Consider the following 16645-nt stretch of genomic DNA (forward strand, 5'->3'; position numbering starts at 1 on the left):
ATCAATTAGATCCATAAGCTTGAGTATACTTTATCTATAATCAAATACCGTCATCCGGATTTCATTTCAGGATCTTTGGCTAGTAGTACGAGGTGCTGAAACAAGTTTAGCATGACGATCATGGGGAGTTAAGAGGCATTGTCTTCATCAAAGTCAAACTCTATAGTTACTTTTTTTTGTTACAAAAAGATGGGACGACTTTAATTTGTATCTTTGCAGCTTAATAAAATACAGATATTTTGGTTAAGATTGGTGATATAGAATTAAACGATTTCCCTTTGTTATTGGCTCCTATGGAAGATGTTAGTGATCCTCCATTTAGAGCTTTGTGTAAAGAGCAAGGTGCTGATCTTGTCTATACGGAGTTTATTTCTTCGGAAGGTTTGATTCGAGATGCTGCAAAAAGCGTGAAAAAATTGGATATTTATGAAAAAGAGCGTCCAGTTGGAATTCAGATTTTTGGTGCCAATTTAGAGTCTATGTTGCGTACGATTGAAATTGTAGAACAGTCGAAACCAGATATTATTGATGTTAATTTTGGCTGTCCTGTAAAAAAAGTAGTTTCTAAAGGTGCTGGAGCGGGAATCTTAAAAGATATTGATTTAATGGTTTCTCTAACGGAGGCTATGGCAAAACATACAGATTTGCCAATTACCGTGAAAACACGTTTGGGCTGGGACGAAAACTCTATCAAAATAGTTGAAGTTGCTGAGCGTTTGCAAGATGTAGGGTGTAAGGCAATTTCTATTCATGGTAGAACACGTGCTCAAATGTATAAAGGTGATGCAAATTGGGCGCCGATTGCAGAGGTGAAAAACAATTCTAGGATGCATATTCCTGTTTTTGGAAATGGAGATGTAAATACTCCAGAAGCTGCGTTAAAAATGCGTGATGAATATGGATTGGATGGAGCGATGATTGGAAGAGCCAGTATTGGAAATCCTTGGTTTTTTAAAGAAGTAAAGCATTTTTTTAAAACAGGTGAACATTTACCTCCCGTTACAATTTCGGAAAGGGTTGCTGTAGCACGTCGCCATTTAGAAATGGAGATTGCATGGAAGGAAAAAGAAATTTTGGCAGTATTGGAAACAAGACGTCATTATGGTACATATTTTAAAGGGATTCCGGATTTTAAGGAATATAGAATGAAAATGGTGACTTCAAATTCAGCTGAAGAAATGTTTGCTACTTTTGATGAGGTTTTGGCAAAATTTGGTAATCAAACTTATTCTCATGCCTAATCAATCTTTTTTTTACTGTTTACTTTTTTTTGTGATCGCATGTGGGAAAAGCACTTCTCAGAACAAATTAAAATTTATTTCAAAAACTATAATTGAGGTTCCTGAGCCTTCAGGTTTAACATATCATGATGGTAGTTTATTTGTAGTAAGTGATGAGGTGCCTTATTTGTATAGACTGTCATTAAACGGTAGGTTGGAACAAAAATATCATACGAAAGTAAAAGATATGGAAGGAGTAGTGTATGATAAATCGACTGAGAGTTTTATTTTGTTAAGTGAATTAAAACGTTCCATAACTTATTATTCTTTAGATAAGGGGGTTGGGAAAATACATAAGATAAAAGGTAAACAACACAGCAAAAATAAAGGTTTGGAGGGGATTTGTTACCATTCTAAAAAACAGTCTTTATATGTAGTAAACGAAGCGCGTCCAAAACAACTTTTAAAGATTTCTCGGAAAGGGAAAATAAAAAAGAAATACGATTTAAAATTTGCGAAGGATATTTCAGGGATGGTTTATGACGCTAAACTTGACGTGTTTTGGGTGTTGAGTGATGAATCACAGGCGTTGTATAAGGTGAACTCAAAAGGGAAAAAGCTTCAAAAAATCCCACTAGAAATAAAAAAACCTGAAGGAGTTTGTATAGACAGAAATAGACGTTTGTATATTGTTAGTGATTTAACATCAGAACTTTTTATATATCAATTAGAATAGTTATTTTATAAGATCTTTAGAGATCCTGCTACTCGCGATAATTGCGGCTGCAAAACCCAATGTTATAATAGTAACACACACGACTAATAGGTTTTGGATCTGAAATTCTATAGGGTAAGCGATAGTACTTGTGATCATAAATAATTGGTATTTGTTTTGTGCAAAAATCAATAAGCATGCAAAACTGGTTCCAGTTAAGAGTCCTCCCAAGGTTAATAGAAATCCTTGGTAGATAAATATTTTTTTTATTTCTTTGATTGAAGCACCTAAGTTATACAGCGTAATTAGATTTGATTTTTTATCAAGAATCATCATAATAATAGAACCTATTACGTTAAAAACAGCGATGATAAGCACCAAAGTAAAAATTAAATAAGCAACTAGTTTTTCGGTATTTAATATTTTATAAAAGGCTGAATTTAATTCTTCTCTGGATTGCACTGTATAATCGTTTCCTAGTTTTTCTTTAAGGGTTTTAATACAAATACTAGTTTCGTTAGAAGCCGTTTTGATATCAATTGCTGATATTTGATTCTTACTGTAATTCAATAATTTTTGACTGACATGTAAGGGAGTAAAAACGAATTTTTGATCCAGTTCTTCTGAGATAGCAAAAACCCCTACAGCTTGAACGTTTGATGTGTGAAATGCTTTACTAGGATTGGTTAGATAGCCTTTCCCTGGTTTTGGAACTAATATGGTTAAAGGATCTCCGTAATTTAAAATTCCGATGGATAGTTTATTGGCAATGCCTCTTCCAACAAGAGCTGTGTTTTTGTCAAAATCTAACCATTTCCCAGAATAAATTAAGGTATCAATTCGAACCACTTTAGTGTAATTCCTATCAACACCTTTTATATACGCAATTTGTTCTTTATTGTCGTATTTAAAAAAAGCACGTTCTTCAATGACTTTAGTAAATGCAATGATATCTTTGGTGGATAGCAGTGTGTTTTGTATGTTGTCTGAAAACTCAAAAGATTTTCCTTTAGTACTTGTAATCCGAATGTTAGGATCTGTTGCGTTTAAGAACTTGCTACTAAAAGTTTTTAAACCAGAAAAGACAGAGAGTACTATGAAAAGAGCTAAAGAACCTACAATAATTCCAATACTCGCTATTTTGGTAATAATGTTTATTGTATTATTACTGCTTTTAGCAAACAGATAGCGCTTGGCAATGTAGAGAGAAAAGTTCAAATTATGATTTTTTCCTTTTAGGTAGTCTATCAGGGTTTTTTATTGGATTGACATCTTCACCTCTCAGTGAAGCATCGATTTTTTCAATATAATCTAAAGAATCATCACCATAAAAAGTTAAATTAGGAACTCTTCGCAATTGATTTTTTGTTCTTTTTGCTAACTCATGACGGATTGTTTTGCTGTTAGATTGAATTCCGTTAACCAATTCATCTCTTTTTTGAGAAGGAAAGATGCTTAAAAACACTTTGGCTTGACTTAAGTCAGTTGTTACTCTAACCTTAGTTACGGAGATGATAACACCTCTCATTCCGTCTTGCGCTGCACCTTGCAATACCTCTACCAAATCTTTTTGGATGACCCCTCCAATTTTTTTCTGTCTATTTGTTTCCTCCATGCTGCAAATTTAAGTTAATTATTTAAAATGGATAACTGTTTTTTAAGGGAATCTATATTTAATAATAGGGAGTCTATGATATTTAATTTTCTAAAAATTTGATATTGAAATTGTTGTCAATAATCTAATCGAGTTTATTAAAAAGAACCTTGGTAACTTACAATCTAATTTAGTAACTTGCCACATAAAATTTCTATCTATGTCTAACTCCTTTGATCGTTATCAAAAACGACGATTAAGATCTTCTTATTTTTCAGTGATTTTAAGTATTTCTCTAGTCTTATTTGTTTTAGGGGTGTTGGGAGTTATTGTTTTAAAATCAAATAAAATTGCCAATCATTTTAAAGAGCAAGTAGCCGTTACTTTATTTCTAAAAAATAATGTAGAGAGAAGTCAGTCTAAAAAATTAGAAGAGAGTTTAAAAAAAAAAGAATATACAAAATCTGTTGTTTTTATATCCAAAGAAGCTGCCGCTAAAGAATTTAGTAAAGAGATTGGAGAAGAGTTTTTAAAGTTTTTGGGGAGTAACCCATTAAAAAATGCTATAGATATTCATTTAAACCCAGAGTTTATAACTCCAGAAAAAATGAAAGTTATAGAAAAGGAAATGTTGAAAAACGCTTATGTATCGGAAGTTTTATACGACGCTCCTCTAATTGAGATATTGACACGAAATATTCAAAAAATTAGTTTTTGGATTTTGGTAGTCGCTGGTTTTTTTACGCTGATTGCTGTAGTATTGATAAACAGTTCTATACGTTTGTCCGTTTATTCTAAAAGATTTACAATTAAGACCATGCAGATGGTTGGAGCTACAAAACAATTTATTCGTTTGCCTTTTATATGGAGAGGTATCCGTTTAGGTATGTTTGGGGCTTTGTTAGCAATTATAGGGTTGGGTGCTTTGATGTATTATGTAAGTGAACATTTTCCACAATTGGAGTTGTTATCAGATAAAAAAGACTTGGTAGTTATATTTTCAGGTGTTTTATTAATGGGGATATTGGTTACTTGGCTAAGTACATTTTTTGCGACCCAACGTTTTTTAAATTTAAACACAAATCAACTTTATTCTTAAATAGAGATAAATTAATATAAAATTCATATGAAGGAATTGAAATCGAAAGAAGAGTTTTTATTCAGTAAAAAAAATTATAAGTGGATGTTGATTGGTTTAGCTTTTGTAGCTCTAGGCTTTGTGTTAATGGCAGGAGGTGGCAGTGATGATCCAGATGTTTTTAATGATGCCATATATAATTTTAGAAGAATTCGTTTGGCGCCAACTTTGGTGTTGATAGGTTTCGCAATTGAGGTATATGCTATCTTAGCGGATCCTAATAAATAAAAAATAATTTTTCAATAATTTTAATGGGAATAATTGAAGCTATAATTCTTGGAATTATACAAGGCTTAACGGAATTTTTACCGGTGTCCTCAAGTGGGCATTTAGAATTAGCAAAGTTTATATTGTGTAATGATTCAGTAGCAAAGGAGAGTTTGATGTTTACTGTTGTTTTACATTTTGCAACGGCATTGAGTACACTTGTTATCTTTAGAAAAGAAGTAGCTAAAATACTTAAAGGATTATGCCAGTTTTCTTGGAACGATGAAACCAAATTTTCTTTAAAAATAATTATATCCATGGTTCCAACTGTAATTATAGGGTTGCTTTTTGAAGAGCAGTTAGAATATTTTTTTAGCGGACAGATTTTGTTAGTTGGTGTGATGTTAATTTTAACAGCTGTATTATTGGTGTTAGCTGATAGGACTAAAACAACCTGTGTTTCTACAAGTTATACATCCGCATTAATTATAGGTATTGCTCAGACAATTGCTGTTTTGCCTGGTATTTCAAGATCTGGAGCTACAATTTCAACATCAGTTTTATTAAAAATAGATAGATCACAGGCAGCAAGGTTTTCGTTTTTGATGGTAGTGCCTTTAATAATTGGAAAAATATTCAAAGATGTATTAGAAGGTGACTTAGTGTTTGATAGTACTGAGGTTATACCAATGTTTGTAGGCTTTATTGCTGCGTTTTTAGCAGGGGTGGTCGCTTGTAAATGGATGCTGGCCATAGTAAAAAGGAGTAAGTTGTATTATTTCTCTATCTATTGTGCTGTGATTGGAATTATTGCGATTGTATACTCTTTATTATATTAAATCATGCTTACTGAAGAACAATTTAAAGAAGGGAAAGTATTACTTATAGATAAACCTCTAACGTGGACCTCATTTCAGGTGGTTAATAAAATACGTTGGGAGATTCGTCAAAAATTTAATGTCAAAAAAATTAAAGTGGGTCATGCTGGAACCTTAGACCCTTTAGCTACAGGTTTGTTAATTTTATGTACAGGTAAGTTCACTAAAAAAATTGACCAATATCAAGCTCGGGTAAAAGAATATACAGGAGAGATTACTTTAGGTGCAACCACACCGAGTTATGATTTAGAGTCAGATGTAAATACGGAATTCCCTACAGATCATATCACGGAAGAGATGATTTATGAGGCTACGCAAAAATTTACTGGAGAAATATATCAAAAACCACCAATTTTTTCGGCCTTAAAGAAAGACGGTAAGCGCTTGTATGAATTGGCTAGAGCAGGTGAGGAGGTGAAAGTAGAAGCGAGAAAAATTTCAATCTCTGAGTTTGAAATTACAAATATTGAATTGCCAAAAGTGGAATTTAGAGTAGTTTGTAGCAAGGGAACTTACATCCGTTCTTTGGCTTATGATTTTGGTTTCGTATTAAATTCGGGTGCTCATTTGTCTGCTTTAAGAAGAACTAAAATTGGAGAATTCTCAGTAGATAAAGCTTACGAATTAAATGATTATATAAAATTTTTACAGCAAGAATAATTTGTTTTCTACATTGGGTTTTTAATACTCTGATTTCTTTTGTCGTAATTTTAAATTTTGTTTCCTTTTAATGCCTGTCGTGTTTGCCTAGAGGTAGATTTACTTAAACATATTTCCATACCAACTTTCCGAAGCGGGAATTTCCCAATATTCATCAAATTCTTGTTTTGTAGAAACTAGATTATCAAAAACGATGGTGTTTTTATTCACGGCTTTGTTTTTGATTAATTGCTTAAAATCTTTTAAGTCTTTGTACTGAACATATTCACCCTGTTTAAAACAAGCGTTTATTTTGTCCATCATTTCAGTTTCAAATTCAGTTTGAAGCTCAATAATAAATGAAATTAATTGATTTGTGGTTTCCGATGAAATTGTCGTTTCTGAATCTACAAAAACAACAATAAATCGATTGTGCTTTATGGTGAAAGCAGCTTTTAGTTGTTTGTTTTGTTCCTCCCAGGATAAAATAAAAGCACTGATTTTTCTCTCAATATTTTCTATCTCATTAGTGTAGAATTTCTTTTGAGAAGGAAATACCCAGACTTTAGAATCTTCAGACATATTGTTGTAATCAGGAATCATATTTTTAATTTAAGACAAAGATATTTCTTTTTTCTCTTGTAAAGGACACCTTTTAAAATTTAGTAATATGTTTGGAAAGTGCTGTTTTGAAATCCGTATATTTGTTTCGTTAGAAAACTAAAGCTTCTCGATGTGAATTTTAAATATATTTGTACCCTTTGTTTGTTTTGTCTATTGATAATCGTTGCTTGTAAGAAAAAAGAAGAAGCAATTGTGATAGACGAGCCAAAACCAGAAAGTTTGGCTTTGTTTAAGGAAAAGACACATTATATTTTTGATAAAGAGTTGATTTCTGACGTAGAGGAAAAAGTAAAAAGTTGGAATGAGTTTTTTACATTGTCAGATTTTTTAAAGAAAAACTTTCTGGATATTTCTCCTTCTCTTTCATTGGAACTGTCTAAAGAATTAGTGGAGCTTTCTAAGGTCATGAATGATTCTCTTAGGATAAAAGAATTAAATAACAAAGGCATGTTTGCAAGGTTAAACGTGTTTTACTCAGAAGCCTTACGCTTACAAGATATGTCTATAATTAGCTCTATAAAAGCAGCGGAAGTACAAGAACAAGTCGGAAAACTGGTTTCTGTGTATAATTCTATAACGATGAAAATAAACTCTATTTATTTACAAAAGGATTTTGATAGTGAGGTGATTTTTGACGAATCTGTTTTTGAATTTAATGAAGATGCAGAAAAACCTTTTTTTGTTCCTAAAAGGCCAAAAAAACAAAAGGCTAATCAAAGTGATAAGTCACCATATCGTAAATAAGTTGTGATTCAAAACCTTGTCGGAGTAGGTAGTCAATAATTTTCTTTTTCTTTTTAAAAGGGTTATCTTCTTTTGTGGTTTCTTTTTTTTTCTGAATTAATCTATCTAAAGTTTCGATGTATTCAGTTTGTCCTATTTCTTTTAGTGCTAGTTTTATGTTGTAGTCTGTTATATTTCTAAATTTTAATTCTCGTACAATTCTGTTTTTACCCCATTTTTTAATTCTAAATTTTCCACGAGCAAAACTTTGAGAAAAACGTGTTTCGTTTAAAAAATTTTCTGCAATAAGATGTGAAATTACGATTTCGATGATCTCAGGAATCAGTCTCATTTTAGAAAGCCTCCCTTCTACTTCTTTATGCGATCGATCCTGATAAATACAATAGTATTCTAAAGCTTTTTTTGCTTCCTCTAAGGTGTATGTTTTAATAGATTTCATGAATTTAAAATTTAGAATAAATAAAGATGTACAAAAAAAACGACTGCATTATTTGCAGTCGTTTTTGAACTTAAAATTTATCTAATATTAAGCTCTGTTTCTTTTGCTATGCAACCACATTTTAAGTTTCGTAACATACATGAAAAGTGTTGGGACTATAATTAAAGTAAGGAATGTTGCAACAATAAGTCCATAGATTACTGTCCATGTCAAAGGTCCCCAGAATTTAACATTATCTCCTCCAATATAAATATTAGCGTCAAAGTCACTAAATAACGTAAAGAAATTGATATTCAGTCCGATTGCTAATGGAATCAGCCCTAAAATGGTAGTAATTGCAGTTAACAATACTGGACGCAAACGAGATTTGCCTGCAGTTACAATACTGACAAATAAGTCTTCATGAGATAAGTAATCCACATCTGAAATTCCCAGTTCAACTTTCTTACGATCTATCAATAGCTGTGTATAATCGAGCAGTACCACACCATTATTTACTACGATACCAGCGAGAGAAATAATTCCCATCATAGTCATCATAATAACGAAAGAGTTTCCTGTCAAAACGATACCTCCGAATACACCTATCAAACTTAACAAAATCGCAATCATTATAATTACAGGTTTTGAAAGAGAGTTAAACTGTAAGATTAATATTAAGAAAATCAATCCTATTCCGGTAAAGAAAGCTCCGATTAAAAATGCCATTTGTTTTTCTTGTTCTTCAATCTGACCAGTATAATCTACTGAAATATTTTTTGAAAGTCCTTTGAAATTTTCCATTTCTTCCTTAATTTTAGAGACAATAGCTCCAGCATCTGTATATCCTGGAGATAATGCAGAATAAACGGTTACAACTCTTTTTAGGTCTTGGTGTTTAATAGCACTGAATCCAGAATTGTTTTTTTGTTTGGCAACCGAAGATACAGGGATTCCAATTATTTCACCCGTTGATGCATTTTTAAATGTAATGTCTTGATTGAAAAGAGCATTTTTGTTATATCGATTTTCTTTATTAAAACGCACGTAAATATCGAAATCTTCACCGTCTTCTTTGTATACTCCAGCTTTACTACCAAAGATAGAATTACGTAATTGCTGTCCAACCTGACCTGCACTTATTCCAAGTTCACCCGCTTTTTTACGATCAACCACAACTTGAATTCCTGGTTTGTCTCTGTTAACATCAATTTTTAATTCGTCAATTCCATCAATATTTCTTGTATTGATAAAATTACGCATTCTTTCTGCAGTTTCAATCAATTCGGCATAATCCTTACCTTCGATTTCAATATTGATAGGAGATCCTGCTGGAGGTCCGTTTGTGTCTTTTTCAACAGAAATTAATACACCAGGGTATATGCCTACCAAAGCAGTTTGTACCTTTTGACGTAGCAATTCGGTGTCCTCTCCTCGTCTATATTTGAATTGACGCATAGAGGCGGTAATTTTCCCTTTATGTGGCATTTCTGCAGAAGAACCTCCGTCTGTATTTGGGTTTCCTGCTCCTTCACCTACTTGTGAGACTGTACTTTCTACTAAAAAATTGTAATCTCCATCCATGTATTGATCATCATATAGAACTTCGAAAACACGTGTTTCAATTCTTTTTGTAATTGCATTTGTTTTTTCAATATCTGTTCCTTCAGGATATTCGATGTAAACAATAATCTGATTTGGTTTATTGTTTGGGAAAAATTCTATTTTGGTTCTTTCTGATGCAACTGAAGCTCCAAATGCGATGAACATTATGATCAATACAATAAATGTACCTATTGTATATACGCTAGCTCTCCATCCAGTCAAAGCGTATTTTAATTGTTTTTCGTACCAATTTTCAAAACGAGGTAATGCTTTTTCTTGAAATGCATTTGCTATTTTGCTTAAAAACAACCTATAGAACCAGAGCATAATAGCTGTAAATACCATTAGGGAACCTAAGGAAGCATAGCTTCCTCCTGTAAAGAAAATAATAAATCCAATTCCTGCCACAATTGAAGTGATGATGATCATTCTTTTCAAAGGCATTACTTTGTCTTCAGTGCTCATAAATTGAGAAACTAATACAGAGTTAAAGAATATTGCAACAATTAAAGAAGACCCAAGTACTACTGAAAGAGTTATCGGGAAAAAAACCATAAATTTACCCATCATTCCTGGCCACAACCCTAAAGGAACAAATGCTGCAACTGTGGTTGCTGTAGATATAATAATAGGATAAGCAATTTCGCTAATCCCCTTTTTTGCAGCTTCTTTACGATTCATGCCTTCTTCTTCCATCAAACGATATACGTTTTCAACCACTACAATTCCGTTATCTACGAGCATTCCGAGTCCCATAATTAACCCGAAAAGTATCATAGTATTCATTGTGTATCCAAGCATTTCTAGAATCATTAACGACATAAACATCGACATAGGGATGGCAAAGCCAACAAATAATGCATTCTTAAACCCTAGGAAGAACATCAATACCGTTACTACTAAAATGATCCCGAAAATAATGTTATTTACAAGATCATCTACCTGTCCTATTGTTTTAGCAGATTGGTCGTCTGTAATAGTTACCTTTAAATCTTTAGGGAAAATATTCTCTTTAGCATCGGCTACAATAATTCTAATTTTATCTGCCGCAGTAACCATGTTTTTTCCTGCTCTCTTTTTCACATCAAGCATTACTACTTCTTCACCATATTCTCTAGCGTAGGTAATTATGTCTGTGTCTTTAAAAGAAACGTCGGCTACGTTTTTAAGGTAAATAGGGTTGTTGTCTTCGTTTTTTACAACAAAATTTTCTAGCTCAATAGGGTCTGTTATTTCTCCTGTAATACGGATGGTACGTCTTTGTTCACTAGTAATAAAATTACCCGCTGACATCGTTGCGTTACCATTATTTATAGCTCCAACAATATCATCAAAACTTACTTGTGCGGCCATCATTTTATAGATGTCCACTGCAACTTCAACCTCCTTTTCTTGAGCTCCTCGAATATCAACTTGTTTGATTTCGTCTATATTCTCAATTTCATCCTGTAAATATTCTCCAAATTCTTTTAACTTGTAAGTCGGGTAGTCACCAGAAATATTGATGTTTAAAATTGGAAAAAATTCTGAGATACTTAAGTCAAAAGCACTTGGCTCTACCTTAGCTCCGTTAAAAGTAGGCCAGTCTTCACTTGCGGTTTCTCCGTCTATTTCGTCTTTTACTTTTTGCTTTGCCTGGTCTATAGAAATATTTTCATCAAATTCCACAATAATCATAGAGTAGTCTTCCTGTGAGGTAGAAGTTATCTCAACAAGATTACTCACCGTTTTTAATTTATCTTCTAAAGGAATGGTAATTAATTTTTCAATATCTTCTGCCGTATTTCCTGGGTACAATGTAGAAATGTAGATTTTTGTATCCTTTAGTTCAGGAAAACTTTCACGAGGCATGTTGTTGTAGGCTGAGATTCCCAAAAATAGGATCATTGCCATTATAACATATATGGTTGTTTTGTTGTGGATAGCCCAACTAGACAGACCAAATTCTTTGTCAACTTTTTTCTCAATCATTTTTAGTTGTATTTAACTTGATTATAATTTTAACGTTTCGTTGCTCAATATTTTTACCGATTGTCCATCGGTTACACTTCTTGCGCCTTCGTTAATAATTTCTAATCCATTAGGGAATTTTGTAAGTACTTCGATTATATTTCCTTGTGTTTTTCCCGTTTCTATAATTTGTTTTTTAACAATTGCCTCTCCGTTTTCTTTTTTGTCGGATATGATATAGATGTACTGATTTCCTTTTGCATTTTCAGAAATAATATTTTGTGGTACAAGAAAGGCTTTTTCATTTATATAATCATTAATTTTAAGTCTTGCCGTTAGGTTTGGTTTGATCTCATGGTTTGGGTTTTCAATCTTGATTTCAACCTTAAAAGTTCTGTTGTTTGGATTGATATAACTTGCAGTGTGCCCTACAGAAGCTTTAATTGTTTTTTCTAATATTGGGAAATAGACTTCCACAAGTTTATTATTTGTGATCGAGGTGATGTAGTTTTCAGGTACGTCTGCGTCAATATACATGTTGTCTAAGTTTACGATACGCAATAATTCAGAGTCTTGACCTGGAGTAATCACCATTCCTTCTTCTTTAAAAACATCATCGATGATGCCTGAAAAAGGTGCTTTTATTCTTGTTTTCTCAAATTGTGCTTTTAATCGTTTAATTGCATTGGTATTTGCATAATAGTTAGTTTCTGCTTGTAAAAATTCAATTTCAGAACCTATTTTTTGTCCCCACAGTTTTTGTTGTCTTTCATAGGTTATTTTAGTTAATTTTGTTTGTATTTTTAACTGCTCCAATTGATCGCTTAATCCTCCGTCGCTTAATACTGCTAATACGGTTCCTTTTTTTACATATTGTCCTTCTTTAACATGGATACTTTTTATAATTCCAGAAACTTCAGGGTATACCAAAACGTTCTTTTTAGTGCTTACGTTCCCCTGTAATTCTAGGTAGTGATTAAATACGGTTTCAGTAGCGGTAAATGTGGTAACTAAAGGAAGTTTTTTTAGAGTGTCATAAAGAGAAATGGCACTTGTCAAAGTCTTTAGCTGAATGTTAAATTCTCTTATATTAGCTTCTATTTCTTTTCTTTTTACTTCAATTTCGGTGACATTACCCGTTTCGATTACGTCCTCTACAGAGTTTTGTTCCTTTTCAGTACAAGAAGTTAAGAGTATTGTGCTTGCAACGATTGCGTATAAATATTTCATAATAATTGATTCTTTTTGGAAATTACTTTATGTTTAATAAGTTTTTTAATTCTACTTTTTTGTTGATCACATCAATGATAGATTCGATGTATTCTTGTTGGCTGGTATAGAGCTGTACCTGTACTGACCTTAATTCGATACTAGTCGTCATTCCTTCTTTAAATTTTATCGAGTTTTTTCGTTCTATTTTTTCTGCTAATGCTAAATTTTGTTTCCTGTTTTCATAGGTTTGAGTTGCAAGAGTGTATTCGCTTTTTACTTTCTTTAAATCAAGTTTTAATTGTTGTTCAGTGTCTTTAAGACTGTTTTCTGAAATTTCCCAGTTTATTTTTGCTCTTCTTTTTTGAGAACGAATATTAAAAGATGTGAAAATGGGGATTTTTAATGTGACACCAGCAGAAACAGTACCCATCCAATCTTGTTCACTTTGAAATATCTCTGAAAAAGAATCATTATTAGCAACCCAATTTGTGTTTAAATATGCAGATATTGATGGAAGATATTTGGCTTTTTCTAATTTGTAAAATAACTTTTGACTTTCAGAATCATTTACTGCAATTTTATAGTCTACATTATTAAAAATAGAATTTTGATTATAATTAGATTCAAGAGTTATATATTCATGGATAAGGTTTTCAAGGTCGTCATTTAATATGATGGTGATTTCAGTGTCGATTCCTAATAAAAGTTTTACATATCCGTTAGATACATCTGCGAGTACTCGGTAGTTGCGTATAGTGTTTTCTAAGGTTGCTAATGTAAGTTGTAGTTGCTCTACACTTTCTTCTTCTCCCAATCCGTTTTCAAATACTGCGGTAGCCTCTCTTAAATTACCTTCTACATTTTTTATGTTTTTTTCTGAAATAAGTATACTTTCATTCGTTAAAAGTGTTGTCATATAGGCGTTTACAACAATTTGTTCGATTTCATTATCAGTTTTCTCTTTGGTGTTTTTAGAAATATCTAAAAATACTTTTGAAGCTTGTAGTCCTACAATATAAGAGCCGTCAAAAATTAATTGAGATACAGTAATAGTTGGCGTTAAACCATGTTTTGGGAACATGAAATTTAGAAGTTCATTATCTCCACCACTAGTCTCAAAAGGAGTTTTTATATTTGTATTATAGTCTATTTGTCCATTCAATTGAGGAAGTCCAATTGAGATGGCTTCCCATTTTTGCTCTTCTGCTGCTTGAATGCTTGCGGAGGCATTTTGAATATTTCTATTGTGCACTTTTGCATAGGCAACTGCTTCGTTTAAATTAAATATCGTTTTTTGTTTGGGTTCTTGTGCAACGGCTGTGTAAACCATTGCTAAGAATAAATAAAGGATGTTGCTTTTTTTCATCTTTTGTTAATTGTATTGATTTTGTACTTTTTTTAATGTTTGTAATCCTTTTTCTGTGGCTATTCCACGCACATGGTAATCTAAATATGTTTTAAGTAAATAATCCTGATTAAATGTGTCTAATGAAAATCTTTTAGAATCATTAATTCCATTGAGCCCATTAAAATAAATGCGTGTTATAAATTCGACGTCAATTTCTTCTCTATATAAACCATCATCAATACCTCTTAGTAGATTGTTTGTTAGATAATCTTTTATCACATCAAAATGTTTGCATATCAAATTTTCATGAATTTTAGGGTAATATTTTTGTAATTGATAAACAGTGGATGACTTTTCGAATTTTATGTTTTCTAGAATAAACGTCTTTATTTGAAAGAATTCTTCAATAGAATTGTTTTTTTTTTTACAAATAAAATTGATGCCAGAAGAAACGTATTCATACAATTCTAATGTGGTTTCCTCTATCAATTTGTTTTTATTACTGTAATGTGTGTAAATAGTTTTTTTGGAAACGTGCATTTTCTCTGCAATGTCATCCATTGTAACGCTTTTAAACCCGTAGTTTAAAAACATTTCAGAGGCTGTTTCTAATATTTTTTTTTTCATCTTTTTTTTTTAAAGTGCAAATATATAAAGGAAACCCGTAAAACAAAAATAGTTTCCTTGGTTTTTTGTGTTAAATATTGTTAAGGTTTGTTGGACTGTTTCTAATATTTTTTTTTCATCTTCATTATTTTAAAAAGCGCAAATATATAAAGGAAACTTTGTGCGCAAAAATGATTTCTAAAGTTTTAACGTTAAATTACGGTGAGGTTTTTTTAACAAAATTTAATTGTAATAAGCGTGCTTTGTTTATTTTTACACAAAACTTAGAATTTTGAAGATAGAAGAATATAGAATCGATTTTATAGCGCATTTACAAGAGAAAATAAACGTGGTTGATCCCAAGAATTTATATCTTCCTATTGAGTATATTTTAGGTTTGGGAGGGAAAAGATTGCGTCCAATTTTAGTTTTTATGGGGGTTACTGCTTTTGGAGAGGATTATAAAGAAGCATTGGATGCTTCTTTAGCTATTGAATTGTTTCATAATTTCACCTTGTTGCATGATGATATTATGGACGAAGCTCCTTTACGGAGAGGGAGAGAGACAGTTCATGAAAAGTGGGATGTAAATACAGCAATACTTTCTGGAGACGCAATGTTTATTCTTGCATATCAATTGTTAGAGTCGTATGATGGTGTGAATTATAAAAAACTCATGCAATTGTTTAATAAAACGTCATTGGAAGTCTGTGAAGGCCAACAGCATGATATGGATTTTGAGACTAGAGATAATGTAACGGTGGAGGAGTATATCAACATGATTGGTTTAAAGACTTCGGTACTGGTTGCTGCTGCTTTAAAAATGGGAGCGATTATTGCAAACGCTCCTGAAGAAGAAGCTGACAAGATTTATGATTTTGGTTTGAATCTCGGAATTGCTTTTCAATTACAAGATGATTATTTAGATGCCTTTGGGGATACTGCGACTTTTGGAAAGCAAATAGGAGGTGATATTATGGAAAATAAGAAAACCTATTTGTATATTGAAGCTCTTAAAAATTCAGATACTGAAACTAAAGAGGAATTGTTGAGTTGGTATAGTGAAACTCTCGATGATAATACTGTAAAAGTAAAAAGAGTAAAAGAACTATTTAAGCAAGTAGGAAGTGATAAATTAATACGTGATGCTATTCAAAATTATACAGATAAGGCTTTTACTGTTTTAGATACAATTTCAATATCGGAAGCTAATAGCTTTGTATTAAAACAGTTCGGTGACAATTTGATGACACGTACGGTTTAAGAGAATTTTTTTTGATAATTTTCTTTAGAAAAGTTGAGAATATTGTAAAATAATGTTATTTTTGCACACGTTTTAGGACTCATAGCTCAGTTGGTTAGAGCACCTGACTCATAATCAGGTGGTCCTAGGTTCGAGTCCTAGTGGGTCCACACAGCGAAAACCCTCAGCAATGCTGAGGGTTTTTTTATTTCTTTGTTTTTTGGTTGATATATGTAAATATAGTTGTATTTACATGTAAAATTGCACGATTTTTTATAGTGGAAACTGTATATGGGTAAAAATTAAATTGTTTAAGTCTGATGAGAAAACAGCTGATGGGTTTCCTGTATACTTGGTAAGTACACCATTTTAACATTCAAATGACGCATTAAATTCGTTTCTTTTTCATTCATATTTCACACAAAAACAAAACCGTAATGGGGCTATGCTTCTGTTTTTATTGCTTATCTGAATAAAAAATATTCCAAATTATTATTACGTCAT

The 16645-nt window shown here is 32.0% G+C and carries 16 protein-coding genes and 1 tRNA gene; 9 read left to right on the forward strand and 8 right to left on the reverse strand.

The features are described from left to right. Nucleotides 1-239 precede the first annotated feature (239 nt). Nucleotides 240-1241 (forward strand): tRNA dihydrouridine synthase DusB, encoded by a 1002-nt coding sequence (gene dusB / locus V5787_RS11850; protein ID WP_336893414.1) that lies wholly within the window; start codon nt 240-242, stop codon nt 1239-1241. Beyond that, entirely contained in the window at nt 1234-1956 is a 723-nt protein-coding gene (locus V5787_RS11855) for an SdiA-regulated domain-containing protein (RefSeq protein ID WP_336893415.1), read from the forward strand. The genes dusB and V5787_RS11855 overlap by 8 nt, the downstream gene beginning before the upstream one ends. On the opposite strand, the gene V5787_RS11860 is transcribed toward V5787_RS11855, so the two are convergent. Beyond that, nucleotides 1957-3153, reverse strand: a complete 1197-nt coding sequence (locus V5787_RS11860; protein WP_336893416.1) for an ABC transporter permease — start codon at nt 3151-3153, stop codon at nt 1957-1959. It abuts the gene before it with no gap. A gap of 1 nt (nt 3154) precedes the next feature. Beyond that, nucleotides 3155-3550 (reverse strand): 30S ribosome-binding factor RbfA, encoded by a 396-nt coding sequence (rbfA, locus tag V5787_RS11865; protein ID WP_336893417.1) that lies wholly within the window; start codon nt 3548-3550, stop codon nt 3155-3157. A gap of 199 nt (nt 3551-3749) precedes the next feature. Between rbfA and V5787_RS11870 the strand changes: the two genes are divergently transcribed. Genes V5787_RS11870 through truB form a run of 4 tightly spaced genes read left to right on the forward strand, consistent with a single transcriptional unit; the run spans nt 3750 to nt 6412 of the window. Then, on the forward strand, nt 3750-4628 hold the full coding sequence (locus V5787_RS11870; protein ID WP_336893418.1) for a permease-like cell division protein FtsX: 879 nt from the start codon (nt 3750-3752) through the stop codon (nt 4626-4628). Between the two features lie 27 nt (nt 4629-4655). After that, complete coding sequence (locus V5787_RS11875) at nt 4656-4895, forward strand: DUF3098 domain-containing protein (RefSeq protein ID WP_336893419.1); 240 nt, start codon at nt 4656-4658, stop codon at nt 4893-4895. 23 nt (nt 4896-4918) lie between these two features. Then, nucleotides 4919-5713: an undecaprenyl-diphosphate phosphatase gene (locus tag V5787_RS11880; protein WP_336893420.1), complete on the forward strand. Its 795-nt coding sequence runs from the start codon at nt 4919-4921 to the stop codon at nt 5711-5713. A 3-nt stretch (nt 5714-5716) separates the two neighbouring features. Beyond that, nucleotides 5717-6412: a tRNA pseudouridine(55) synthase TruB gene (gene truB, locus V5787_RS11885; RefSeq protein ID WP_336893421.1), complete on the forward strand. Its 696-nt coding sequence runs from the start codon at nt 5717-5719 to the stop codon at nt 6410-6412. Nucleotides 6413-6511: 99 nt separating this feature from the next. Here the strand turns inward: truB and V5787_RS11890 are convergent, their stop codons facing one another. Continuing rightward, the gene (locus tag V5787_RS11890; RefSeq protein ID WP_336893422.1) at nt 6512-6994 is read right to left on the reverse strand and encodes an ABC transporter ATPase; all 483 of its coding nucleotides are present in this window, start codon (nt 6992-6994) and stop codon (nt 6512-6514) included. A gap of 132 nt (nt 6995-7126) precedes the next feature. Between V5787_RS11890 and V5787_RS11895 the strand changes: the two genes are divergently transcribed. Next, nucleotides 7127-7759, forward strand: coding sequence for a hypothetical protein (locus V5787_RS11895; RefSeq protein ID WP_336893423.1), 633 nt, complete (start codon nt 7127-7129; stop codon nt 7757-7759). On the opposite strand, the gene V5787_RS11900 is transcribed toward V5787_RS11895, so the two are convergent. The 5 genes from V5787_RS11900 to V5787_RS11920 all read right to left on the reverse strand — a co-directional run bounded on the left by V5787_RS11900 (nt 7725) and on the right by V5787_RS11920 (nt 14919). Then, a complete protein-coding gene (locus V5787_RS11900; protein WP_336893424.1) occupies nt 7725-8198 on the reverse strand; it encodes a regulatory protein RecX in 474 nt (157 codons plus the stop codon). The two genes, V5787_RS11895 and V5787_RS11900, sit on opposite strands and share 35 nt — an antisense overlap. A gap of 87 nt (nt 8199-8285) precedes the next feature. Further along, on the reverse strand, nt 8286-11753 hold the full coding sequence (locus tag V5787_RS11905; protein ID WP_336893425.1) for an efflux RND transporter permease subunit: 3468 nt from the start codon (nt 11751-11753) through the stop codon (nt 8286-8288). Nucleotides 11754-11774: 21 nt separating this feature from the next. Next, nucleotides 11775-12962 (reverse strand): efflux RND transporter periplasmic adaptor subunit, encoded by a 1188-nt coding sequence (locus V5787_RS11910; protein WP_336893426.1) that lies wholly within the window; start codon nt 12960-12962, stop codon nt 11775-11777. A gap of 22 nt (nt 12963-12984) precedes the next feature. After that, the gene (locus tag V5787_RS11915) at nt 12985-14310 is read right to left on the reverse strand and encodes a TolC family protein (RefSeq protein WP_336893427.1); all 1326 of its coding nucleotides are present in this window, start codon (nt 14308-14310) and stop codon (nt 12985-12987) included. A 6-nt stretch (nt 14311-14316) separates the two neighbouring features. Then, on the reverse strand, nt 14317-14919 hold the full coding sequence (locus V5787_RS11920) for a TetR/AcrR family transcriptional regulator (RefSeq protein ID WP_336893428.1): 603 nt from the start codon (nt 14917-14919) through the stop codon (nt 14317-14319). A gap of 268 nt (nt 14920-15187) precedes the next feature. On the opposite strand from V5787_RS11920, the gene V5787_RS11925 reads away from it, so the two are divergent. Beyond that, entirely contained in the window at nt 15188-16162 is a 975-nt protein-coding gene (locus V5787_RS11925) for a polyprenyl synthetase family protein (RefSeq protein ID WP_336893430.1), read from the forward strand. A gap of 75 nt (nt 16163-16237) precedes the next feature. Then, nucleotides 16238-16311, forward strand: a tRNA-Ile gene (locus V5787_RS11930). Nucleotides 16312-16645: the final 334 nt, after the last annotated feature.

Source organism: Flavicella sp. (assembly GCF_037132785.1).
In the GTDB taxonomy this organism is placed as follows: domain Bacteria; phylum Bacteroidota; class Bacteroidia; order Flavobacteriales; family Flavobacteriaceae; genus Flavicella.

Bases quoted from the DNA above. Each gene is read 5' to 3' on its own strand.
- V5787_RS11900 (WP_336893424.1), bottom strand. From the start codon at position 8,198: ATGAAATCTATTAAAACATACACCTTAGAGGAAGCAAAAAAAGCTTTA.
- V5787_RS11915 (WP_336893427.1), bottom strand. From the start codon at position 14,310: ATGAAAAAAAGCAACATCCTTTATTTATTCTTAGCAATGGTTTACACA.
- V5787_RS11910 (WP_336893426.1), bottom strand. From the start codon at position 12,962: ATGAAATATTTATACGCAATCGTTGCAAGCACAATACTCTTAACTTCT.
- rbfA (WP_336893417.1), bottom strand. From the start codon at position 3,550: ATGGAGGAAACAAATAGACAGAAAAAAATTGGAGGGGTCATCCAAAAA.
- V5787_RS11905 (WP_336893425.1), bottom strand. From the start codon at position 11,753: ATGATTGAGAAAAAAGTTGACAAAGAATTTGGTCTGTCTAGTTGGGCT.
- truB (WP_336893421.1), top strand. From the start codon at position 5,717: ATGCTTACTGAAGAACAATTTAAAGAAGGGAAAGTATTACTTATAGAT.
- V5787_RS11875 (WP_336893419.1), top strand. From the start codon at position 4,656: ATGAAGGAATTGAAATCGAAAGAAGAGTTTTTATTCAGTAAAAAAAAT.
- V5787_RS11880 (WP_336893420.1), top strand. From the start codon at position 4,919: ATGGGAATAATTGAAGCTATAATTCTTGGAATTATACAAGGCTTAACG.
- V5787_RS11870 (WP_336893418.1), top strand. From the start codon at position 3,750: ATGTCTAACTCCTTTGATCGTTATCAAAAACGACGATTAAGATCTTCT.
- V5787_RS11855 (WP_336893415.1), top strand. From the start codon at position 1,234: ATGCCTAATCAATCTTTTTTTTACTGTTTACTTTTTTTTGTGATCGCA.
- V5787_RS11920 (WP_336893428.1), bottom strand. From the start codon at position 14,919: ATGAAAAAAAAAATATTAGAAACAGCCTCTGAAATGTTTTTAAACTAC.
- V5787_RS11890 (WP_336893422.1), bottom strand. From the start codon at position 6,994: ATGATTCCTGATTACAACAATATGTCTGAAGATTCTAAAGTCTGGGTA.